Below are 23,285 nucleotides of genomic sequence, written 5' to 3' on the forward strand. Positions count from 1 at the left end.
AGTGGCGCTTTGGCTGGGTTCTTTTCTAGTCACTAGTCACTACTTACTAGCCACTGATTAAAAAAACATAAAGTTTGTTCGCTAAAGTATGAAATAAGTGTAAATTTTGCGCGTAACAGCTATTGATGGGTTGACGGCTGTTAGCTGGTCTTCATAGTCTAGACTGGTATTTTTGCAAGGGGTATACGTGCTGTACTAGATGTTCAGGTAATAATTCCCCTTCTAGAAAAATGCAGTTAAGCTAAGTAAGACCACCTAAATTAACTCTTTAGGAATTAACTACATGACGGTTGCTCTCGATAAACTAAAGTACGAAATCAAAGATCCTGCTCTAGCAACCTTAGGTAAGCAGCGGATTGAATGGGCTGGGCGCGAGATGCCAGTGTTACGGCAGATCCGCGATCGCTTTGCCCAAGAAAAGCCTTTTGCCGGAATTCGCTTGGTCGCTTGTTGTCATGTCACTACAGAAACAGCACACTTGGCGATCGCCCTCAAAGCTGGTGGTGCAGATGCCGTTTTAATTGCTAGCAACCCCCTGTCTACTCAAGATGATGTAGCAGCTAGCTTAGTTGTAGATCATGGCATTCCTGTCTTTGCCATCAAAGGGGAAGACAACGCCACGTATAACAAACACGTCCAAATCGCTCTCGATCATCGCCCCAACATTATCATCGATGATGGCAGTGACGTAGTTGCAACTTTAATTCAAGAGCGGCAAAACCAAATCGCTGACTTAATCGGTACAACCGAAGAAACCACTACGGGTATCGTTCGCTTGCAAGCGATGTTAAAGGATGGCGTACTGACATTCCCAGCAGTGAATGTAAACGATGCCGATACTAAGCATTTCTTTGATAATCGTTACGGTACGGGTCAATCTACCCTAGATGGGATCGTTCGCGCTACCAATATTCTGCTCGCTGGCAAGACTGTAATTGTTGCTGGTTACGGTTGGTGCGGTAAGGGTACGGCACTACGGGCGCGTGGCATGGGTGCTAATGTCATCGTGACCGAAATCGACCCAATTAAGGCAATTGAAGCAGTAATGGATGGTTTCCGCGTCCTCCCAATGGCAGAAGCTGCACCTCAAGGAGATATCTTCATTACGGTTACAGGTAACAAACACGTTATTCGTAGCGAACATTTCGACGTAATGAAAGACGGCGCGATCGTTTGTAACTCCGGTCACTTTGATATTGAAATTGACCTTAAGTCTTTAAAATCTAAAGCAGCAGAAGTCAAAAACGTTCGTCCTTTTACCGAACAGTACAAACTCAACAGCGGCAAGTCAGTTGTCGTCATCGGTGAAGGCAGACTGGTAAACTTGGCAGCAGCAGAAGGACACCCCAGTGCTGTCATGGATATGAGTTTTGCTAACCAAGCTATGGCTTGCGAATATCTAGTAAAAAACAAAGGTAAACTCGCCCCTGGCTTACATTCCATCCCAGTTGAAGTTGACCAAGAAATTGCTCGTTTGAAACTGCAAGCAATGGGTATCAGCGTTGATACTCTCACACCAGAACAAGTTGAATACATCAATTCTTGGACTTCTGGAACATAATCGATCTGAGATTCTCTTAGGGATCTAGGATGTAGGGTGGGCAATGCCCACCCTATTGCATATTCAACGTTCTTGTCGAGGCAGTTCAATGACTGAATGGATTGTAAATATCATGACTTCCCTTGGTTATTTGGGAATCGGATTGTTGATGTTTTTAGAAAACCTTTTTCCTCCCATTCCTTCAGAACTGATCATGCCATTGGCGGGTTTTACCGCAGCACAAGGTAAGTTGAATATTGTAGGGGCGATCGCAGCAGGTGTAATAGGAACTGTCATCGGGGCGTTACCTTGGTACTATGCAGGAAAATTCTTAGGCGAAGAACGATTGAAGCTTTGGGCAGATAAATACGGTAAATGGATAACTATTACTGGTAAAGATATCGACAGATCGAAACACTGGTTTGACAAGCATGGGGTGAAGGCAGTACTTCTGTGTCGCATGGTTCCTGGGGTACGCACTTTGATTTCACTTCCCGCCGGAATCGGTGATATGCATGTAGTACCGTTCCTGATCTACTCAACTGTCGGAACGATATTGTGGGTAGGACTTTTAACTGCTGCTGGATACATCTTGGGAGATCACTACCAAATAGTAGAGGAATACCTTGCACCTGTTTCTAAAATTGTACTTGCAGCTCTAGTTATTGGTTTAATAATTGTAATTATCAGACGGAGGCAGCGACGGTAAATTATTGTCATTTCGATCGCTTCTTAAGAGGTATGGTGCATTATTAACGCACCATACATATAATTTAAAGAACATCTGATTTGTGCGATCGCCACCTTGAAAAATCGTTCTTATTCTCGTTCTTATTACTGGCAGCTAATACCATATATCCGTCCCCAGTGGCAAAACCTAGCTAAGGGCGGCGTAGGAATTTTAGGCTTTGTCATCGCTACGTTAGCCTTAATTCATTTAGCTGGAAGATTGACTACACCGTTTGGACAAGGTAATGTCGTTGCGATCGCTCAACTTTCTACATTATGTGCCGCAGTCTTTCTCATCAGAGGAATTGCCCAATCAATCCAAGATATTTATATGGCAAAAGCAGCTTTAAAAGTTGCTTTCCACCTGCGTAAACAAGTTTACAGCCACCTACAAAAACTTAATCTCAGCTATTTTGAAACTGCAAAAGCAGGCGATTTATCTTACCGACTGACGGAAGACATCGATCGCATTGGAGAAATCGTAAACAAGATTTTTCACGATTTTATTCCTTGTCTTTTGCAGTTGGTGGTAATTCCAATCTATATGCTGTACCTAAATTGGCAGCTGACGATCGCAATCATTTTAGTCGTGCCGTTAATAGGTATATTAATTACTTGGTTCGGCGAACGGGTACGCAAGTTTTCGCTCAAAAGTCAAAATCGTATTTCAGATTTATCAGCAATTTTAACTGAAGTGTTTAGTGGCATTCGGATTATTCAAGCTTTTGCAGCGGAAGATAGAGAAATTGCTCGATTCAGTCACGAAGCAGAACGGACTTTACAAGCTAAATACTCCACAGAACGACTCAAAGCCATTCAAATTCCGGTCGTGGGATTTTTACAAGCATTGAGCTTTTTATTTGTTCTGTTATTTGCAGCATGGCAAATTTCTCAAAATAACTTGACTGTAGCCGGATTTTTTAGCTATTTAGCAGCAGCAGTATCGATTATCGATCCGATTAGTCATACAACTAATAATTATAACGAGTTTAAACAAGCAGAAGCTTCTGTCGATCGCGTGTTTGAATTATTGGCAATTCAACCGACAGTAGAAGAAAAGTCAAATGCGATCGCTCTGCCTTTAGTCAGCGGTAAAGTAGAATATCGTCAGATCGGTTTTGCCTATAAACTAGGACAACCAATACTAGAAAACTTGAGTTTAATTGCGCATCCAGGCGAAAGAATTGCTTTAGTTGGTGCTTCTGGCGCGGGAAAAACAACTTTAGTTAACTTACTCCCACGCTTTTACGATCCGCAGTCGGGAAAAGTTTTAATTGATGAAATTGATGTGCGTGACGTGCAATTGAAAAGTCTGCGACGACAAATAGGGATTGTTCCCCAAGAAACAGTTTTATTTTCAGGTGCGATCGCCGAAAATATTGCTTTTGGACAGGCTAGTTACAATTTAGTAGATGTAGAATCAGCCGCCAAAATTGCCAATGCTCATCAATTTATTATGCAACTTCCTGATGGTTATTACACCCAAGTCGGAGAAAGAGGCGTAAATTTATCGGGAGGACAAAGACAAAGAATTGCGATCGCCCGTGCAGTTTTGCTCGATCCGCGTATTCTAATATTAGATGAAGCTACTTCTGCTTTAGATTCAGAATCGGAAGCTTTAGTACAGGAAGCTTTAGAAAGATTGATGCAGAATCGAACTGTATTTATCATCGCCCATCGTTTAACTACTGTACGTCGTAGCGATCGCATTTTGGTGATGGAAAAAGGGCAAATTGTCGAATCGGGTACGCATGAGGAGTTGTTGGCATTAGAAGGACGCTACGCGCGGTTTTATGCACAGCAGTTTAGTTAAACTACGAATATATATTGATGCTTTAATTTAATTAAAAATGATAAAAAATAAAAGATGTAAAAATAATTGCTTTCCTCTTACTCTTAGTAATAAATATAAGACATTATTTTTAGAATTCTTTGACTAATACAAGTATGAATCCTAAACAAAATTTATTGATATTGCTATTCATTTTATTTGTTTTGTGTATTAATTATTTTCAGTCATATAATGGCAGATTTGTTTTTGAAGTAGAATTATTAAATCTGATTTTTTACAATTTTGCATTTTTAATCCCATTGCTTTTATTTTTTAATAGTTTTTTATTTAAAGATGCTGAAACAAAAAGTTTAAGTATAGCGGTATTTATAGTTCCTAGTACCATCACTCTCCTACTATATTCATATATTGTTTTACCGAGTATTTTATCTGGCAGTGGAAAACTTGTACGTAGAATCCAAGAATCAGAAGCTAATATTATTAGCGTCTACAAGTATACAACTTATGGTTTCCTGGACAACGGACATATTTGTGGAGCTTGGGTCAGACAGAAAAGAGTATTCCCTGGAATTATTAGAAATCAAGAATTAATCCACGAGTGTCGCGAGTATTGAGATGATACAACATTTTATTGAACTAGCTTGACAATTTTTTATTCTTTATACGCTCTTGCAAGCAGCTAATAATTTCAGGCGTTAAACTTTCTTCTGGTTCAACAAGTTCTCGTTCAGCCATTAATGTCTCAATTTCAGCAGGCGAGACTTGTCCTAAATTCTGTAATAGAGTATTAAAAGATTCTTTTTGGCGATCGCTTGTTGTTTCATCTAGAGTTTCAACCGTGTAAGCTGATGTCACTTGACGAGTCAAGGCATACACGATGTACTGATTTAAAGAGACACCTTCACTTTCGGCTAATCGCACTAATTGCTGATGTAACGTTTCGGGTAAGCGTACTGTTAATCTACTCATTTTCAACTCCTGGCAAAATCAAAATATGTCTAACTCGATAGAGCAATAACAACCTCTACAGGTGTCATCACTTGCAATCCTAATGATTCTTTTGCAGTTTTAAAATCTCGTATATTTGATGTGACAACAATCGCACTTGCATTCATTGCACAATCGATAACGTGTTCGTCTCCTGGATCGGGTGAAGTAGGTCGCCACGAGTAATAAATGGTTGTAAAATTTGCTTGAGATAGCAAGGTTCCTAGAACGGGTTTCATGCTTTGCCAACGAGTTTCTGAAAGCTTACGAGATAGAACATCTGCGTATTCATAAGCTAGAGCATTTGAGACATAGACTTGAAGTAAGTCAGCTAACCAAGCATCAACAATTAAACTAGCTGCATTACCCCTTTGAGTTAATCCTGCAAAGACAACATTTGTATCAATAACTACTCGTAACATGAAATATCTAAAATATAGCACTACTATAGCACCATATTTAGTGTCATTATTTTTAGAGATTTAAGATTCTGGTGAAATCCAACTTTGACAATCTGAGTACTGCTGAACGTTGCTACTCAGAGTGTTTCCAAATAACTCAGCAGATCTGCCATTTCCTTTTCGCTAGGCTGAAATTTTGGCATTGGTGGTGTATCCCCACTAATCACCTGATGAATTAAACCGTAACCCGACTTCCGTTTAGAAACTCCTTGCAGGCTGGGACCAACATTACCTTCTGCTTGAAAACCATGACAACCAGCGCAGTTCATCTGGAAGATCGCGTTACCTTGCATCGGATCGCCAGATAAAGATAAAACACCCTTAATATAAGGATCGGCGGGACTGAGTAGGTAAGCGCCCACAATCGCTATGGCGATCGCCAATAACAGCGCTAGAGCGATCGTCGCGAACCGCTGGAGCGAATTTTGACTGAGGACGTGCTGGTTATCCAAAAGGTTTCACTAAAAGTCAAATTGACAAATCTTTTCTATATCCTACACATAGCTTAAAAGTTCTTGACCTTATCGGCAAGCAAATAGCGCTAATTTATACCCATTAAATTTTTGTTAAAATCGACTGACATTTAGTCAGCTAAAGACTTCTGACTCAGCCCCCTACATACAACTAAACAGAGGTATGATTAAAGACGTGCAGAAAAACTTAATCTAAGCAAACATATTACTACATCTGACATTCAGGAGATTTGACGTGGTTGAACCCTTACTCGATGGCATGGTACTAGGTCTAATTTTTGTTACCCTGGCAGGGCTGTTTTTCAAAGCTTACGAGCAATTCAAGCGCGGTAAAAAGCTGGGAATTGACTAAGAACGTTTCAGGAGACAAGGGAGACAAGGAGGACAAGGGAGACAAGGAAGAGAGTACTACTACCTTTCTCATTTTTCTTCCGACTCCCGACTCCCGACTCCCGACTCCCTAGTATAAAAGGTCAGAGTTGTATTACCGTAAACTTTTTGACGACAGATTTCTAAGCTAGAGATGGCTTGCGGTTGCCAGAGCGCAGAATCGTATTCTACAGCGAGTTCTCCCTCTGGGTGCAAGAGATGATAGCGAGCGATCGCCTCTAATATTGGCTGATACAATCCACTGGCATAGGGTGGATCGAAGTAGATGCGATCGAATTGCTGTCCGACTAGAGTTTTTAATTTTTGTACGACATCTCCGCGCAATACCTGGAACTGTTGTTCTGGTTTGGTTATTTTCTGCCAATTCTGTTGAATAACGTTGCAAGCACGGTTGGATTGCTCGATCCCGACTACACAACTAGCGCCCCTACATAAAGCTTCTGCACCCATCGAGCCAGTTCCGGCGCATAAATCAAGCCAGCGACAATTAGCAATTTTTCCTTGCCAGATATTAAATACTGCCTCCCGCACTCTACCGCTAGTAGGGCGCGTATCTTTACCTGGGAGAGATTTTAGTTGGCGATTCCCGGAGATTCTGAGACTCATCGGAGGGTACGAAAACTTGTATGGGCGGGTTTTATCGAACATCTGTGCGAACAAACCAAAGATTTTTGGTTGAACCCACCCCTACTAACACGCAACACCAACCTTTACCTGCGCCACGAAGTTAGATAAAATTTGTAAACCTGCTGTAGAAGACTTTTCGGGGTGAAATTGGACGGCTACGAGGTTATCTTGGGCGATCGCCGCTGTTACGATTTGGCTACCATGAGTGACTGTAGCAGCGCGAACTTGAGGATTGACGGGATCGACGTAGTAGGAATGAACGAAATAAACCCAGGGATTGGGTTGCAACTTTTGCCATAACGTGCATTCTGGTTGGGTAAATTGCAGTTGGTTCCAACCCATGTGGGGAATTGTAATTCCTGGTTCGGAGGTGAAGCGGCGGACAGTACCAGCAATAATTCCCAGTCCTGGTTCCTTGCCTTCTTCGCTGCTTTCAAATAAAATTTGCAAACCGAGGCAAATTCCTAAAAATGGTATCCCGCTAGCGATCGCCTGTTTGATGGGTGCTTCCAAACCCCGCGATCGCAAATGTTGCACGGCTGGATCGAATGAGCCAACCCCTGGCAAGACGATCGCATCTGCTTGTAGTATTTCTCTGGCGGAATCCGTGATTTTTGGGGTTGCGCCTGCATTTTCTAGTCCTTTACAGGCAGAGTGCAAGTTTCCCATGTCATAATCTACAACTGCGATCGTTGCCATAATCGATCCTCATTTCGGCACTCTATTATTTTAGGTCAATACACCTGCTTATACGAAACTGTGTACGGGCGGCTTCGCGGAACAACTCTGACTCCGACAAATATGGCTGGTAAACCCGCCCCTACCATTGCATATGACAAAAAAGATCTTGCTAACTTCCTTTACAACTTGGCTACCCCATCACACAACGAATTCTTCTGACGACCTTCTAGAAAAAATATCTCAACTTAACTATACATTTGCTGTTCTCAACTTTTTGCGTCAGTTGCCTGTTAATATTCAACTTGCCAGCAATATAGTGATGGAAAAAGCTCAGGCTTTAGAACCTAATTCAATTATTTGTTGCGGGATGGCAGAACGCCGACAGCATTTGACGATTGAATCTAATGCGACTTGGAATGGTAGTATTTTACAGACAAACATCGATTTAGGAAATTTAGTACAGGAGAATGACAGAGTAAAAATTAGTCACGATGCAGGGAAGTTTGTCTGTGAAGGACTTTATTATTCAGTTTTAGAGTGGATTCAACGCCATCAGTTGCCAGTAAATTGTGTTTTTATTCACGTTCCGATATTGACAGAGCAAAATTCAAATATTGTTTTAAATGATTTTGAAGTTATTTTGCAACGACTGGGTAATTATTAAATGAAACCAGCCTTTAAGTATATCTTGTGGAGCTTTGGCTTAATTAGCGTCAGTATTATTGGCTATATTAGCTTTACCCTGTGGCGAGTCTTGAGTATTGGCACGGCTTATCAAGCAAAACAATTTTGTTCGGGCGTGTTTGTCTCTCAACGCACTCCAGAATCTATTTTCAATCGAGATGTCTTGGCTGAAATTGCAGATTTACCAACCTTGGAACAGTCAATTGTTAAGTCAATTCAAGTAAATATCGATCGCCCGCAGCAATCTGTCACCGCAAGTATTTTGGGCTTGGCAAAACACCAAGCGACCTTTCGTCCTGGGCTTGGTTGTACTTTGGTTATCGATCGCTCTGTACAAGAGTTGCGATCGCAGACTCAGCAACTCAACTTAACTCCACGACAAGATCGACGTTGGTTGCAAGGAAAGACAAACCAAATTCCGGCTGAAATTAACCAAAAACAACTTGCAGCAGCTATGGATTGGATTTTCAATCCTCAACATGACTCTAGGGCTGTTGTCATTGTCTACAAAGGCGAGATTGTGGCAGAACGTTATGCCCCAGGTTTTTCGGCGCAAATGCCGTTGTTGGGATGGTCGATGACTAAGAGTGTAATGAATGCACTAGTAGGCATTTTAGTCAAGCAGGGTAAGCTGTCGCTAACAGACGAAAATCTCATGCCAGAGTGGAATCATCCAGGCGATCGCCGCAGTCAAATTGCACTCGATCGAATGCTTCGCATGAGTAGCGGTTTGAAGTTTGACGAGAACGAGGGCAACCCTCTGGGTAATCTAATTCAAATGCTATTCGGTCAGAGTAACGTAGCTGCTTATGCGGCAAATCAGCCTTTAGAAGCCGATCCAGGTAGTAAATGGCAGTATGCCAGCGGTACGTCCAACATTCTCTCTCGGATTGTGCGCCGTGCGGTCGGCGATCGCGATGCCGATTATCTCACATTTCCCCGTCGCGCTCTATTCAATCCTCTGGGGATGTCTAGTGCAGTTATCGAACCGGATGCATCGGGAACCTTTATCGGTTCTGCTTTCATGTATGCTACGGCAAGGGATTGGGCGCGGTTTGGTTTGCTTTATTTACAAGATGGCATGTGGGAAGGGCAACGCATCTTGCCCGAAGGCTGGGTGAAATATAGTCGCACGCCAGCTCCAGCAGCACCCAAGAAAAATTATGGCGCTCATTTTTGGTTAATGAATGTTTCTACACCATCTGGACACAGCAAAATTATGACCGCTCAAGGATTTCAAGATCAGTACACTGCTATTATTCCTTCACACCAACTCGTTATCGTTCATCTTGGTAGGAATAAAAACAGAACGCGCCAACAATTTATTCCTCGCGTTTTAGCGGCTTTTGCTAATTAATTTGGATGGGTTTACAGGAAATATTTGTTGGAGTCAAAGATGCTTCGTGAAACCGCCTCTACAACTTTTGACTTTTGACTTTTAACTTTTGACTTGCTTATGCTGCCTTTGTTGCCAATTTTCCCCATTGCTCAAACCACTCCCCCACCACAAGAAATTGTACAACCGCGAATTGTGCGTCCTTTAGCTGGCAGTTTGGATACAGTGCCAGTATTTAATAGTAATAGTCCCGAAAAAGTACAGGCAGAAGGAATCTTACTTTCCACTTTTCCGCCTGCTGGAAAAAAATCTAAATCCGCTCATCTGAATTTTCCTTTTAGGGGTAGATTCGATCTGTTTGCTCATCACGTTTTTCAACCGACTACACCGGACGATCTGCGATCGCTCTATTTAGGAGTCATCTTACATAATCCTGGCAAGCAAGCGGTACGGGTAGATATTTTGCAAGCAGCCAGTTATCTCAGCCAACCGGATGCACCGTTTGCAGAATTACCACCTGTAGCTGAAAATAACTTGGGTACGATATTTGCGGGACCAGGCGATCGCGTCATGAATGAGATTTTGCGCGGACAGCGACAGTCGAGTTTTCCGCCGCAACTGATTATTCCCCCCGGACAAAGCCAGATGTTAGTTAACTTGCCAATTCCAGTACAAGGTTTAGAACCGCCGATTAACGGACGGTCTACATTCATGCGCTTGCGGAGTAGTGGAACGGTATATGCTGCAAGTTTGGCAATGTACGCGCCTACTGATTCTACTGGTCAAGAGCGATCGCCTACTCTAGAAGAATGGCAGCAAATCTTAGAGCGTGGGAATTTAGCTGGACCCCGCGATAAAACTCCTACACCACCAGAACAAACGAGCGGTAAAGTTGTTTACGGTCGCGTTGCTGGGGTGGCACAGGGTTCCCAATGGCGATCGCAATTGGTTGATAGTTCGTCGGGTGCTTCTTCTTTAAGTATCCCGTCGCCAGGTGAAGCTTTTTCCTATGGTTTGAGTATGTTGAACCAAGGGACGTTGGGAACGAGTCAAATTCAAAGTGCGCCAATGCTGATTCGTTACCCAGATACAGCTTATCGCGCCCACGGTAACTATGGGATCCAATATAGTCTGAGTTTGCCACTACAAAACAATAGCGATCGCGATCGAACTGTTACCGTCTCTCTAGAAACACCCCTGAAGGAAGACAAACTCAGTCAAGGCGGGTTGCGTTTCTTTAGTTCGCCAGCCAAGCAGGTATTCTTTCGCGGTACGGTAAGGTTGCGTTATAACGACGACCAAAACTTACCTCGGACGAAGTACGTGCATTTGGTTCAGACGAGGGGACAGCAGGGAGAAGCATTAGTAACTTTACAGATGAAACCAGGCGATCGCCGTTTGATACAGTTAGACTTTCTTTATCCGCCAGATGCAACCCCTCCGCAGGTTTTAACGATTGGTACAAAATAGAGACATTACATAATTGTAGAGACGTTACATGTAACGTCTCTACACATGTCATAGATGCAAACAAGATTTGCAATCTTATTTTTTTAAACCAAAACCCGTCTTCTTCTTACTTCCACCTTTGGTTTTAGAACTAGATTTATTCACCTCTACAAAAGCTTCTTCAAATAAGTTGTGTAGATGAATAGGAACGCTAGCAATTTCTGGTAATTCCGGTTCTATCGGTTTATTGTATTCTTGTAATAGCGGTTCTAAGTCGCTGTCAAGTTTGAACTGAGGGCGTTCTAAGACCGTTTGCAATACTTTTTCTAATTGTTTGGGGTATTGTCGTGCTAATTTCTGCCAGATAAAAGTGTTGATAGTGGCATTTTCTAAATAATACTTAACTAATTTTTCCGCACCTTCTTGCGATCGCCAATCCTCAGCTTCTAACAACTCTACGAACTTAGTATACGTAGGTAGAAACATTTGTCCCCAACGAGGATGAGAAATCGCCGTCACCTGTTCGGCTTTTTTCAGATCTGCTGGTAATTCTACTTTTGGTGCTACCATTTTAGTCTTGCTTTTATCTGCAAGAATCTGAGAAATTGCTTGCGAGTCCGCACCTGCTTCCTTAGCGGCTGCTTCAATTTCTTCATCTCCTACTCCCGCTTCTTCAGCTAGTTCTGACAAACTTTTAGATTCATCAACTCCGGCTGCTTTGAGGCGTTGTTGAGTTAGTATTTCTTGAAATTCAGCGACTTTTTTATTGAGTTGATAACCAGGCATCGTCACTTCTTCATTTCCAAAGAAATCTATAAATTCTTGATGATAGTTAGCCACAGATTGCCAAGCTTCTGCTAATAAATCTGGAGCATCGCTATAAAGATGTTTTCTATGGTTGTCTTTAAAATTACCAATTGCTACGGCAAGTTTGGGTTTTCCCAATTTACCCATCAGCGTGTAAGCACAAGAAAATGTCCAATAATCATCGGTGACGGGTGCGATGCGAGTCAGTAAGATTTCTCCCTCTTTCCAGCGAGACATTTCTTGTAATGTTCTCTCGTTGTTTGGCTTCACAGTGTATTGTTTTGCCGTCAGCCAGTTCATCAATTCCAAACCATCGGGAAGAATTTTAGTAATAGTAAATAAACCGATAAAACTCCGCTTCCAACTATTTAGCAATTGGCGATCGCTCTTAGTCAACTCAGGCTGGCTTTCAATAAATAAGTCTATAGGTGTTTTGTCGCCGACCTGTCCTTCAGTAATAAATGTATCGATGACTATTTCTTGCTGAACCGCATCGTAGCGGTCTTTACGCGCATTGGCAGCAGCATAAGCCTCTAAAGCCTCAGCGAGTTCTCCTTCTGCATCGAGGACGAAATCGGTTAAGTCTTGTTTGAGTTGGCGCGATCGCTCTAGGATTGCTTCTACCATGAGGTTTTTTGATTGTATGGCTTTTACTAGGGTAAAGGTTGTATGGCAGTTTGAGGATCTGACTGGTGTGAGATTGACAGGAATTTAAATTGCAGATGCGGTAATGGGTAATGGGTAGTTGGTAGTTGTTTGCTGTTTCCCGTTCTCTATTCTCTGCTCCCAGCTCGTCCCTGCTCCCTGCTCCCTTCCTCTAGTGTTTTGATCATCCAGTGTGACTGAATTTGATAGCCTAGTTTGTGATATAGGTCTAAGGCTAGGGTATTAGATTGAAAGACTTGTAAGCCAATTTGCCGATCGCCTTTTGTTCGCGCCCAATCTTCGAGATATCTCATCAATGCTTTACCGATACCCCGTTGTCTGTATTCTGGTTTGACGTAGAGTAAGAATATATATGTATGGCGATCGCCCTTGACTTGATCTACGGCGTTTCCTACCCACAAGCAAGCTACTTTTTGGCGGGAGTCGGCAAGTTTTGAATTTTGACTTTTAACTTTTGAATTTTGACTTTCCTCCACCCACCATAACGGCGTATCCCTAGAAAAATATTGCTCGACTGTGCGGGTGAGATGAGCAAAGTTTTGTTTGGGAAAAATTTCTTGGTAACTCTGCTGCATGAATTGGAGCAGCAGAGTTCTATCCTGGTTAGTGCCAGAATGGATTGAGTAGCCTGGTAGTAGCTGTTGAGTCACTTCAAACTAGGCACGGGGCGATAACTTCGTTCAGCTTCGCTAACACATCCGATCCACTGGCGATCGCGTTTGTCAAATTAACTTGGGCATTATCTGGCTGGGAATTGACTTCTTCGGTAGGTGCGGGTGCAGCCATATCAGCAGGAATGAATATACGGGCGCTGACTGCAACCAAGGCAATTAAGAATACGAGTACGACTAATAATGGAGCGATGTATTGACGGAAGATAGCCATTTTGATTGTTAGTTGTTAGTTGTTGGTTGTTGGTTGAGTGTTGTTACCAATTACCCATTACCTATTACCTATTACCTATTCCATCCTACAACTGTTGCCAGTCTTCTTCATCTAGTCCTGGTCTGGGTAGTATATACTTCGAGTTCCAAGGGGCGACGATGGGTAAAAGTAGCAATCCTGGTATAGCAGCAATTATTGTTAGTAAAAAGAAGGTTGCCCAACCTGTTGCTTTGGCAATTTCACCAGCAGGTCCAGCTAAAATATCTCTACTCATTGCCATTAAACTAGAAAATAAGGCAAATTGAGTTGTGGTAAAGCGGCGATCGCACAGGCTCATTAAGTAGGCAACAGTTACAACCGTGACTAAGCCAGCACAGAAATTTTCGATGTTAATTGCTATGACGAGTAACGAGCTATTTTTTCCGGCGATCGCTAGAATATAATAGCCTAAGTTACTCATCAGTTGCAGAATTCCAAATCCCCACAAGGCGCGATTTATGCCAATTTTGGTTAAAATTACGCCACCGATTAATACTCCTACAGTTGTGGCTAAAAATCCCATTCCTCCTTGAATTGCGCCAATTGCGCTTTTACTAAAACCTAAATCTACTAAAAATGGATTTGCCATATTTCCCACTAAGGCATCTCCCAACTTATAAAGCAAGATAAATAGTAAAATTAGAATTCCTGCCCCAATTCCTTGACGCTGAAAAAATTCTTGAAAAGGTAAGTAAATTGCCTCTTGTAATGTTTGTGGCGATCTCTCTGTGGCTATTTCCCTAGTTTTTGTTGGTAACACAAATGATGCAGCTAACCACACTACAATTAAAGCTGCGATTATCCAATAAAATATAGGTAAAGGTAGATAACCCGTACCAACCGCTAAGAGTAGTCCTGCAATTAATCCAATTCCGCCAATTAAAAAGACTATATCTTTAACAGTAGGAGGCGATCGCTCCTCTAAAATATCGTTCTCTGGTTGGGGCGACCAAAAAGTTGTAAATAGTCCAACTCCCATCAAAGCCGCCATTAACAAATAAACAACTTGCCAAGGTAAATAATCAGCTAAAACTAAAGCTAAAAAACTCGTGACTAACAAAGCCATGCGATAACCGAGTACCCAAACAGATGCCCCAGTTTCTAATTCTTGTGGCTTCAGAACATCAGTGCGATAAGCATCGCCAACAATATCTTGAGTTGCACTGAAAAAAGAAACAATCAAAGCAGTAATTGCCAATAAATTCAAGACTCGTACATCTTGAGTAGGTTGTTGAAAAGCCAAAGCAGCGATCGCGACAATTAACCCAATTTGAGTTATCGCCAACCACCCCCGCCTACGCCCCAAAAAAGGGGGTACAAATCGATCTAAAACAGGCGACCACAAAAACTTTAAAGAATAGGGTAAAGCCACCAAGCTGAACCAGCCAATGACCCCTAAATCGATATTTGATTCCTTCATCCAGATTTGTAAAGTTCGACTCGTTAAAAACAACGGCAAACCCGAAGCAAAACCCAGCAGTAGCAAAGCCGCCATCTTGCGACTTTGAAAAACTTGTAGCAGCGATCGCATTGCTGTCACTTTCAAAGACTCCTATCAGATACAACAGCATTAAATCAGCGATCGCTTTTCTGGTGGTTTCTTAATCAAACCTTTAGAATCTCACGCAAAAGACCTTTAGCGATCTTCTTTGCGACTTTGCGACTTTGCGCGACATTAATTTTCTTAAATATCTTGAGCAAACCCGCCCCTACATCACAATCGTCTCTTTTATCTGAGCCGATCGCCGCGCTGCATCTGCAACTTTCAGAGCATACAAACTTTCAGTTGGAGACACATACAAAGGCACACCCATATGTAAATGGTCTAATACCATACCTGTATCTTTAGCAAATAATCCACGTCGAGAACCAATGTCAATTTTTGTTGTTTCCTCTGCTTGAATTAAAACGCCATCATCCTTATCAAAAATTAAACCACCTTTATCGGCGTGAACCTCAAATTTGCGCTCGTTTTGCCACAAAGTTTCCCCTTTACCATAACTAACTTCGGCAATCGCTCCGCTAGTAAATCGAATTTGTGCAGTACACAAACACACTTGAAAAAATGACTCGGGATCTGTACCCCAATAACGATTTTGACAACTGATAGTCTCAACCGTACCGAATAAATCTGTAAGGCGATGGATTCTCGATAGCGCACCACATAGAGGAAAGCCAAACATCTCTTGATTGTAAGTCCAACGTCGAGGTGCGGGGCGTTGGGGATTCATCGTGCTGTAACGGGCGTAGAACGGGCTACCAACTTGCGGTAAATACTGTTTTAAGGCTTGGTGCAAGCCACCCAGTAACTCGATATGTTCGACGTGCAATAACCGATTTTGAGTTTTAGCTAGAGCAATAATTTCCTCTGCTGCCGCTACATCCAAAGCCAAAGGATATTCTACAACGACGTGCTTGTGGTTCTGTAAAGCAGCTTTGGCGATCGCTCCATGATCTGAGTTAATCGTACAGATAACAACGAGATCTATATCTTCCCTTGCTACTAACTGTTGCCAAGAATCAACCGCTTGGGCTTGATACATCTGACTAAAAGTTGCTGTCTTTTCAGGAGTATGCCCAGCAATTGCAACGACACGCGATCGCTCGTCTCTTCCAAAAGATTCTGCTCTTAACTTCGCTGCATAGCCAGTACCTACTATTCCGATCTGAATTTGGTCATCGAGCATTGTGACGATTGTTGTGTGGTAAGGGATAAGAAGAAAAGTTTTGACTTTTGACTTTTGACTTTTGACTTTTGACTTTTGACTTTTGACTTTTGACTTTTAACTTGTTTATGATGTTCCGAAACGGCTAGTAGGTGCTGACGTTATGCTCTGCTGCCTCAATCCCAACTGCCAAAATCCAGTTAACCCTGACGATCGGGAATATTGCTTTAGTTGTGGCACAAAGCTCGTTCCGAGTTTAGGCGATCGCTTCCGTCCAGTTTACCCCCTAGCTGGTGGTGGCTTTAGTCAAATATTTCTCGCTCAAGATCGAGATGCACGAGAATCTTACGTGGTCCAACAATTAGCGTTACCTGGATCTAATAAATACTATTCCGTCTCGAATATTTTTTACTCTCTAGCGAAGAAGTTAGCACAAATTGGCGAAAACGATCGAATTTCTACTTTGTCGGCTTATTTTACCCAAGGAAACTATTTTTATTTAGTTCAACCAGCAATTGCGGGGCAAACCTTAAGACAGGAATTAGTTCAGCAAGGAACATTTAGCGAGCAACAAATTTGGGATGTCTTAGGTCAAATATTGCCGTTACTCTATTTCATCCACAAGCGCCAGATCGTTCACGGAAATATAAACTTAGAAAGTATTATCCGCCGTAATAGTGATGACAGGTTGATGTTAATTAACTTCGATCTGACCAAACAGCTATTTCATCCAAATAATTTACATCCAAACAACTCATTTGACGATGACTGGGCATTACAAACAAATCTCGATTTCTACGATTTAAGTGTAGCTTGTCTGCATTTATTATCTGGACACCCCTATTTTTCTTGGCTTCAAGGCGATCGCAACTGGAGTGCGAATTGGCAACGTCACCCGTTATTACAAGCAGTTAGTCAGGAACTCGCGCAGGCGATCGATCGGTTACTACAAAAAAAACCTCAGCAAAACTATCTTGCAGTAGCGCGATCGCTTCAGCCGATTGTACCTGCACTGACAACCCCGTTAACCGCAGTAGAAACCGCAGCTTTAGTATCCCCGCAGGCAAACACTTCAGCCACATCGCCTCAACCCACAGTTATAACTCCATCAGCAAAACCATCTAAACGGAGTCGGCTTTTAGGTGGCTGCTTTCTACTATTGCTGGCGCTAGTAGCATATTTGTATTACTGGCAACAACAGCAAGTCAATACCATAACAGGGCATACAGATGAAGTGAATAGTGTTGCCTTTACTCCTGACGGTAAAAAGTTTGCTACTGGTAGCGACGATCGCACTGTCAAAATTTGGGATGCAAATAGCTGGCGAGAAATTCGCTCGCTTGAGGAACATTTAGACTGGGTTTATTCGGTGGCGATTGCTAATGACAATCAAACCCTTGTCAGTGGCAGTAAAGATAATACAGTAAAAGTTTGGAATCTCAACACTGGGCGAGAAATCAAAACTCTACGCGGGCATAAAAGCTATGTCAATTCCGTTGCCATTAGCCCAAACGGACAAAAGATTGCCAGTGCCAGTTATGACAAGACGGCTAAAATTTGGGATCTGAAGACAGGGAAAAATATTACCCTTACAGGGCATACAGCAGAAGTTCTCACCGTTGCCATCAGCCCCAACGGACAGAAGCTAGTTACTGGAAGCGGCGATAAGACTATGAAAATTTGGGATTTAAACCATAATCCAGTCAAAGAATTGCGCACCCTCAGAGGACACAAAGGTGCGGTTTGGTCTGTTGCCATTAGTCCAGATAGCCAGAAACTTTACAGCGTCAGCGACGGCACGACGATCGCAGTTTGGAATCTCAACACTGGTAGAGCAATTCGGACGATCGCAGGTCATACTGCCGATATCAATCTCGTTGCGGTGAGTCCAGATGGGCAAACAATCGCTACGTGTAGCGACGATCGGACAATAAAGCTGTGGAACATCATTTCAGGCGCAGAACTCGCCGCGTTTAAAGGGCATACAGCAGCAGTTTGGGCTGTAGCATTCAGCCCCGATGGACGCACGTTGGTAAGTACGAGCGAGGACAAAACAGTTAAGGTGTGGCGCGTACCGCAATGAGGGGAGAATTCGGAATTCTGAATTATGCACTTGTGACTTGCGACTTTTGACTTGTCCCCGTCCCTGACAGCTCGTCATTTGACAAGGAGTACATTTTTTTTAGTATATTTTCAGTATATTTTGGGTATTTCTACCCTAGAAATAATTAGTCAGGGAAGATAAACCAAAGGAGAAGAAACTTTCCTCAATTTTCTTGATACAAGTGATAGAAATTCTCAATTAGCTTGCAACAATGTTTGAATGACTTTATACTCTCTTGTGAGGCAATTCTTGTTTTTCAGACCTCCGCTCAAGCGCAAACCTACCTAATTACATTCTGAAATATAGATCTTACGCTCGTCAATAATGCCATCTACCATACCTAAAATCTGAAACCTACACCTGGAAATGCTTATGTCATCTCTCTCACCAACGATTACTATAGCTGAGAATTTATCTCAGCAAATGTTCAAGCGTCATGACTCAATTCCCCTAAAATCGGAGATGCTATTGCATATCGAGCGGGGAGTTGTTCGCACTGTCACTTGGAGTGAGGAGGGAACAGTAATGACATTGGGGTATTGGGGTACAGGTGATGTCATCGGTCAGCCTTTGTCGAATATCCAACCTTATCAAGTTGAGTGCATTACGAGTGTAGAAGTCAGTTACGTTCCCTCGTACCAACGAGAATGGGTATTGACGGCAATTTGCCATCACGTACAACAAGCAGAGGAACTACTAAGTATTATTCGCCAAACCAACGCCCGCGATCGCCTGCTACAAATGCTACTGTGGTTAGCGCGTAAGTTTGCCCGTCCTGTGGAACGCGGACGGCTAATTGACCTACGCCTGACTCATCAAGAGATCGCAGAATTTATTGGTATGACTCGCGTATCCGTGACGCGCCTGCTATCTCAGCTCGAACAAGAAGGTATCATCGATCGCCCCCGCCGCCATTTCATTGTCTTATTAGATCGTCAAACTAAATTTGCCTGATCTATAACGATTTATGATTAGCTTATGGTGGGCATTGCCCACCATATTAACCTCTACTTTTCAACAACAGTTCTGATAAAATCAAGGCAATATTCCAAGCATCATCCCCACCGCGATGATGCGTGCCTTCGAGGGGAAAATTGAGTTTTTCTAATGCTTCTTATCTTCGCATTGTCTAGAGCTGAAACCTATGGTTTGAAATACTTGCTGTTCTGGTTCTGGAGGTAAACTAGCTGCTGCTTTTCGATCTTCGGCTGCACCTTTTTTGTCACCAATGCGATCGCGTGCCATAGCTCTTTTAGCATATGTTGTAGCAGCTGATTCTGGATCGAGTTGAATGGCTTTTGTATAATCAGCGATCGCACCTCGATAATCTCCTATCGCAAACAGCGCCTCGGCTCTACCGTAATAATTAAATGCAGAGGAAATCGTTCCATTACTAAATGTAATTGCTTGCGTATAATCGGCGATCGCACCCTGCTTGTCTCCCGACTTGTATCTCAACCAAGCGCGACTGCTATATGCTGAAAGCTCGCAAGGATCTAACTGAATAATTTGAGAATAGTCCTCAATTGCTCCCTGGCGATCGCCAATTTTCAAACGCGCAGCAGCTCTGTTCGTATATGCAGCTTTGTCATTCGGCTTCATCTTAAGTGCTTGAGTATAATCTTCTATAACTGCTCGATAATCTCCGGCTGCTTCATGAATCTGAGCTTGATACGTATAAGTACCAGCTGCATCGGGATGAACGTTATCGGGATGAGTTAATTTAAGCCGCCTGACTTGGCTGAGATCGGCAACTGCTCCTTGAAAATCCTTCATGTTTTGACGTGTTAATGCCCTATAAAAGTAGAGCATGGCATCATTAGGATTGAGGCGAATTGCTTGCGTGTAGTCTTCAATTGCTCCTTGAAAATCTCCTCTTCCTTCGCGGTTAAGAGCGCGATAGCGATATGTGTCGGCGTTATTCGGTTGAACTTTAGCAGCCTGTACTTCATCGGCTAAAGCTCCTTGTGGATCTCCTAGAGCAGATCGGAGTCTAGCCCGTTGTAGATATGATAAGGCATCTGTTGGATTCAGTTGTAAGACGCGATCGAAATCTGCTAACGCTCCCTTTTTATCCTGTAGTTCGCTCTCGCGGAGATTAGCTCTGCTGAAATAAGCTGCAACATGATTGGGATTGAGTCGAATTGCTTGGTTAAAATCTTCAATTGCTTGTTCCACTTCACCACTATTGCTGAGAATCTCGCCTCGCTCGTAGTACGCATCAGCATAATCGGGTTTGAGTTGAATTGCTTGAGTTAAATCTTGAATTGCTCCTTCACTATCGGAATTCTCATACTCACCATCTTCATCTGGTTGATAACGAGTTAATGCTCTTTGATAATAAGCTTCAGGATATTGAGGTTTGAGTCGAATCGCTTCCGTAAAGTCAGCGATCGCTCTTTCATAATCTCCTCGCTTAGCCTTTACCAAACCTCGTTGGTAAAAAGTTTCAGCGTCCATAGAAACAGGTTTTTTAGAGTTTTTAGAAACCGATCGAGCAATATTGAGATAAGTTTTAGCAGCAGTATTCTCTTGAGTAGAAGGTAATGGAGCGTTACTCATGGGTAATATTTGCCCAAAAGCGATCGTCGCTATTCCCGCAGAGGCGATCGCGTTGAATACTAGAGTCATTACCTAAATACAAAGTATAAATAATTACTTAGAGTATTATGCCATATGTTTAGTTAGAAACTGCGAGAGGAGATATTAATGACAGTTGATAGCAGCCATACCCAAGAAACTTCTTTCTACATCGCCGTGGTTTTATTTGAATCATCAAGCACGACAAACGATCGACCTTTGTACGAGGAATGTTTTATACTTATCCAAGCGAATTCTTTAGAGGAAGCTAGAGAAAAGGCTTTGCTTTACAGCCGCCAACAAGAATGCAGCTATCAGAATCAGTACAATGACACTATCACTTGGACTTGCAAGCAGATAATTGATGTAAATTCAGTTTTGTACGATAATTTTAGCAACGTTACGGAAATCTATGCCCGACATTTTCGGAATTACGAAGCATATTGTCAATTCGAGCCGTTATTATCAGGCGAAGAACTTTAATTTCTTGCTTGTAGAAACGTTATATCCTCTGTAGAGACGTTACTTGTAACGTCTCTACACTAGGGATTGCAACAATATTCCGCTCGAAATTGTTCTACCACCCGATCCAAACCTACGGAATGAGCAGCCTTAAATAAAATGCGATCGCCTGCTTTCACTCCTCCTTTCAACCGCTCAACTAATTCCACATGGGTAGCACAACGCTCTACAGGTATACCCGTTGCACTCTGCGCGATCGCTTCTGCATCCGTACCATCTACCAAAACCAGCAGTAAATCTAAATTTAACTGCCGTGCCATTGCCCCAACTTTCTGATGTAATTCTCGCGATCGCTCTCCCAATTCTTTCATCGCACCCAACACCGCAATGTGTCGCTTTCCTGGTGTTTGTGCTAGTAGTTGTAACGCTGCTAGCATAGCTTCTGGTGCAGCATTATAACTCTCATCTAAGATTACCACGTCATCTGCTAATTCATAACGTTGCGATCGCCCTGATGGCATATCGACAGTTAAACCTGTTTTTAGCACCGACCAATCGATCTGCAACACCTTTGCTACTGCCAGAGCTGCCAAGAAATTGACGGCATTGTGTCGTCCTGGTAAGGGTAAAGGCAACTCTAATCCTGCTACTTTTAAAGTTTGAGAATCGAGTAATTCCCCTCGAATGTCTCCCCCTTCTAAACCGTAGGTAATAGTTTTTCCCTGCCATACGGTGTTAGCAGTAGAAATTAAGCGAGAATTATCGTAGTTGAGAATTGCCACGCTATTTTGAGGCATTTCGGCTAATAGTTCGCATTTTGCTTGCGCGATCGCCTCTTCAGAACCCAAGCGTTCAATATGTGCCGTGCCAACATTAGTAATGACACCAATAGTAGGACGAGCAATTTGAGTTAATAGGGCAATTTCACCCCTTCCTCGCATTGCCATTTCGATGACGGCAAAGTCATGCTGAGTATCCAGTCCCAACAATGTTTTTGGTACGCCGATTTCGTTGTTGAAATTCGCATGGGTTTTGAGGACGTTGCCTTGAGTTCCCAAGACAGCTGCAATTAACTCCTTAGTGGTGGTTTTACCGACAGAACCAGTCACACCAATAACAGGCATATGAAACTGACTGCGCCACCAAGAGGCAATTTGTTGATACGCCTGAAGGGTATCTCGTACCTGCAATACAGGTAAATCACCTTGATAGTGTCCGTCAACAATTGCCGCGATCGCACCTTTTTCAACTGCCGTTGCGACAAATCCATGTCCGTCGAACTTTTCCCCTCGCAAAGCCACAAATATATCTCCAGGCTTGAGGCTGCGCGTATCGGTGTTAATTCCCGTACAAGTTGAAGCTAACGCATTGTCAGAAAGATGTTGTGGCTTAGCAGCCAATAGAGAAATGAGTCGAGCGAGAGTGGCGTGGAAAGACATATTGGAGAAGTCGTAAGTCGTAAGTCGTAAGTTGGGAAAGGTTATAGGGGGTGTAGGCAAATTTTGACTTTTAGCTTTTGGCTTTTGACTTCTTCCCTAACCCTTACCCCTTACTCTTCACTAAAGCTGCTTTTGCATTGTGATTTAATAACAGTTTGCCATCGGCATCAATGCTAAAGTCTACACCAGGAATAAATTTTTGGTTAATTAACTGCTTGTAAAACGCTAAATTGGTAATTTTTCTAATTTCCTGCATGAGATCGGCAGGAATCATCTGTTCTATAGTCCAGAAAACTGCATCGACATCAAACCAGAGGATACGCTCAATACCGACAAGCAACAAACCAGCTAATTCTTCACTTGTCAGTTTTGTTCTCAAATCGTCAATGATATCGCTGCCAATCTCTGAATTACGAGTCATCATGACTCTAGCGATTCTGGCAATTTCTGTTTCCAATTGTAAAGGGTTGCGATCGAGCATTTGACTT

General features: G+C 42.7%; 24 protein-coding genes and 1 pseudogene. 11 read left to right on the top strand and 14 right to left on the bottom strand.

Features of this window, described 5'->3' with window-relative positions:
* The first annotated feature begins 283 nt into the window (after positions 1–283).
* The 4 genes from ahcY (at position 284) to M5J74_RS13705 (ending at position 4,675) form a co-directional block, all read left to right on the top strand.
* Positions 284–1,561: an adenosylhomocysteinase gene (ahcY, locus tag M5J74_RS13690; protein ID WP_015154644.1), complete on the top strand. Its 1,278-nt coding sequence runs from the start codon at positions 284–286 to the stop codon at positions 1,559–1,561.
* Positions 1,562–1,649: 88 nt separating this feature from the next.
* Positions 1,650–2,249: a DedA family protein gene (locus tag M5J74_RS13695; RefSeq protein WP_106166068.1), complete on the top strand. Its 600-nt coding sequence runs from the start codon at positions 1,650–1,652 to the stop codon at positions 2,247–2,249.
* 96 nt (positions 2,250–2,345) lie between these two features.
* The gene (locus M5J74_RS13700; protein ID WP_250016982.1) at positions 2,346–4,082 is read left to right on the top strand and encodes an ABC transporter ATP-binding protein; all 1,737 of its coding nucleotides are present in this window, start codon (positions 2,346–2,348) and stop codon (positions 4,080–4,082) included.
* Positions 4,083–4,216: 134 nt separating this feature from the next.
* Complete coding sequence (locus tag M5J74_RS13705; RefSeq protein WP_015154647.1) at positions 4,217–4,675, top strand: hypothetical protein; 459 nt, start codon at positions 4,217–4,219, stop codon at positions 4,673–4,675.
* A 22-nt stretch (positions 4,676–4,697) separates the two neighbouring features.
* On the opposite strand, the gene M5J74_RS13710 is transcribed toward M5J74_RS13705, so the two are convergent.
* The 3 genes from M5J74_RS13710 to M5J74_RS13720 form a co-directional block, all read right to left on the bottom strand.
* Complete coding sequence (locus M5J74_RS13710) at positions 4,698–5,030, bottom strand: YlcI/YnfO family protein (protein ID WP_015154648.1); 333 nt, start codon at positions 5,028–5,030, stop codon at positions 4,698–4,700.
* Positions 5,031–5,059: 29 nt separating this feature from the next.
* Positions 5,060–5,470: a putative toxin-antitoxin system toxin component, PIN family gene (locus tag M5J74_RS13715; protein ID WP_106166066.1), complete on the bottom strand. Its 411-nt coding sequence runs from the start codon at positions 5,468–5,470 to the stop codon at positions 5,060–5,062.
* Positions 5,471–5,586: 116 nt separating this feature from the next.
* On the bottom strand, positions 5,587–5,961 hold the full coding sequence (locus M5J74_RS13720) for a cytochrome c (protein WP_015154650.1): 375 nt from the start codon (positions 5,959–5,961) through the stop codon (positions 5,587–5,589).
* 256 nt (positions 5,962–6,217) lie between these two features.
* Between M5J74_RS13720 and petG the strand changes: the two genes are divergently transcribed.
* Complete coding sequence (gene petG, locus M5J74_RS13725; RefSeq protein ID WP_015154651.1) at positions 6,218–6,334, top strand: cytochrome b6-f complex subunit V; 117 nt, start codon at positions 6,218–6,220, stop codon at positions 6,332–6,334.
* Positions 6,335–6,402: 68 nt separating this feature from the next.
* Here petG and rsmD read toward each other — a convergent pair whose 3' ends face one another.
* The gene (gene rsmD, locus M5J74_RS13730) at positions 6,403–6,978 is read right to left on the bottom strand and encodes a 16S rRNA (guanine(966)-N(2))-methyltransferase RsmD (RefSeq protein WP_015154652.1); all 576 of its coding nucleotides are present in this window, start codon (positions 6,976–6,978) and stop codon (positions 6,403–6,405) included.
* An 84-nt stretch (positions 6,979–7,062) separates the two neighbouring features.
* Positions 7,063–7,698 (bottom strand): imidazole glycerol phosphate synthase subunit HisH, encoded by a 636-nt coding sequence (hisH, locus tag M5J74_RS13735; protein WP_250016983.1) that lies wholly within the window; start codon positions 7,696–7,698, stop codon positions 7,063–7,065.
* A gap of 133 nt (positions 7,699–7,831) precedes the next feature.
* On the opposite strand from hisH, the gene M5J74_RS13740 reads away from it, so the two are divergent.
* From M5J74_RS13740 to M5J74_RS13750, 3 genes are all read left to right on the top strand, one after another.
* Positions 7,832–8,344 carry a hypothetical protein gene (locus M5J74_RS13740; RefSeq protein WP_015154654.1) on the top strand — a complete coding sequence of 171 codons (513 nt, stop codon included), beginning with the start codon at positions 7,832–7,834 and terminating at the stop codon, positions 8,342–8,344.
* Positions 8,345–9,721: a serine hydrolase gene (locus tag M5J74_RS13745; RefSeq protein WP_250016984.1), complete on the top strand. Its 1,377-nt coding sequence runs from the start codon at positions 8,345–8,347 to the stop codon at positions 9,719–9,721.
* 99 nt (positions 9,722–9,820) lie between these two features.
* Positions 9,821–11,170 (top strand): DUF3370 domain-containing protein, encoded by a 1,350-nt coding sequence (locus tag M5J74_RS13750; protein ID WP_250016985.1) that lies wholly within the window; start codon positions 9,821–9,823, stop codon positions 11,168–11,170.
* A 75-nt stretch (positions 11,171–11,245) separates the two neighbouring features.
* On the opposite strand, the gene M5J74_RS13755 is transcribed toward M5J74_RS13750, so the two are convergent.
* The 5 genes from M5J74_RS13755 to M5J74_RS13775 form a co-directional block, all read right to left on the bottom strand.
* Positions 11,246–12,583, bottom strand: coding sequence for a hypothetical protein (locus tag M5J74_RS13755; protein WP_106166060.1), 1,338 nt, complete (start codon positions 12,581–12,583; stop codon positions 11,246–11,248).
* A 146-nt stretch (positions 12,584–12,729) separates the two neighbouring features.
* Positions 12,730–13,272, bottom strand: coding sequence for an N-acetyltransferase (locus tag M5J74_RS13760; RefSeq protein WP_250016986.1), 543 nt, complete (start codon positions 13,270–13,272; stop codon positions 12,730–12,732).
* A gap of 1 nt (position 13,273) precedes the next feature.
* Positions 13,274–13,507: a hypothetical protein gene (locus tag M5J74_RS13765; RefSeq protein WP_015154659.1), complete on the bottom strand. Its 234-nt coding sequence runs from the start codon at positions 13,505–13,507 to the stop codon at positions 13,274–13,276.
* Positions 13,508–13,592: 85 nt separating this feature from the next.
* Positions 13,593–15,041, bottom strand: coding sequence for an AmpG family muropeptide MFS transporter (locus M5J74_RS13770; RefSeq protein WP_371934039.1), 1,449 nt, complete (start codon positions 15,039–15,041; stop codon positions 13,593–13,595).
* Between the two features lie 214 nt (positions 15,042–15,255).
* Complete coding sequence (locus tag M5J74_RS13775; protein ID WP_250016988.1) at positions 15,256–16,233, bottom strand: Gfo/Idh/MocA family protein; 978 nt, start codon at positions 16,231–16,233, stop codon at positions 15,256–15,258.
* A gap of 142 nt (positions 16,234–16,375) precedes the next feature.
* Between M5J74_RS13775 and M5J74_RS13780 the strand changes: the two genes are divergently transcribed.
* Both M5J74_RS13780 and M5J74_RS13785 read left to right on the top strand, forming a co-directional pair.
* Positions 16,376–18,295: a 4-Cys prefix domain-containing protein gene (locus M5J74_RS13780; protein ID WP_250016989.1), complete on the top strand. Its 1,920-nt coding sequence runs from the start codon at positions 16,376–16,378 to the stop codon at positions 18,293–18,295.
* 393 nt (positions 18,296–18,688) lie between these two features.
* Positions 18,689–19,270 (top strand): Crp/Fnr family transcriptional regulator, encoded by a 582-nt coding sequence (locus M5J74_RS13785; RefSeq protein ID WP_015154663.1) that lies wholly within the window; start codon positions 18,689–18,691, stop codon positions 19,268–19,270.
* Positions 19,271–19,316: 46 nt separating this feature from the next.
* On the opposite strand, the pseudogene M5J74_RS33430 reads toward M5J74_RS13785, so the two are convergent.
* A pseudogene (locus tag M5J74_RS33430) lies at positions 19,317–19,430 on the bottom strand (DNA polymerase III); the annotation flags it as partial.
* Positions 19,421–20,947, bottom strand: a complete 1,527-nt coding sequence (locus M5J74_RS13790) for a tetratricopeptide repeat protein (protein WP_250016990.1) — start codon at positions 20,945–20,947, stop codon at positions 19,421–19,423. The pseudogene M5J74_RS33430 and the gene M5J74_RS13790, both read right to left, overlap by 10 nt.
* Before the next feature lie 78 nt (positions 20,948–21,025).
* On the opposite strand from M5J74_RS13790, the gene M5J74_RS13795 reads away from it, so the two are divergent.
* Positions 21,026–21,379: a DUF4288 domain-containing protein gene (locus tag M5J74_RS13795; protein WP_106216073.1), complete on the top strand. Its 354-nt coding sequence runs from the start codon at positions 21,026–21,028 to the stop codon at positions 21,377–21,379.
* A 59-nt stretch (positions 21,380–21,438) separates the two neighbouring features.
* Here the strand turns inward: M5J74_RS13795 and murF are convergent, their stop codons facing one another.
* Together murF and M5J74_RS13805 are read right to left on the bottom strand one after the other, a co-directional pair.
* Positions 21,439–22,797 (bottom strand): UDP-N-acetylmuramoyl-tripeptide--D-alanyl-D-alanine ligase, encoded by a 1,359-nt coding sequence (murF, locus tag M5J74_RS13800; RefSeq protein WP_106216074.1) that lies wholly within the window; start codon positions 22,795–22,797, stop codon positions 21,439–21,441.
* A 103-nt stretch (positions 22,798–22,900) separates the two neighbouring features.
* Positions 22,901–23,278 carry a hypothetical protein gene (locus M5J74_RS13805; protein WP_015154668.1) on the bottom strand — a complete coding sequence of 126 codons (378 nt, stop codon included), beginning with the start codon at positions 23,276–23,278 and terminating at the stop codon, positions 22,901–22,903.
* Between the last annotated feature and the right edge of the window lie 7 nt (positions 23,279–23,285).

It is taken from the genome of Chroococcidiopsis sp. CCNUC1 (genome assembly GCF_023546805.1).
GTDB lineage: Bacteria > Cyanobacteriota > Cyanobacteriia > Cyanobacteriales > Chroococcidiopsidaceae > Chroococcidiopsis > Chroococcidiopsis thermalis.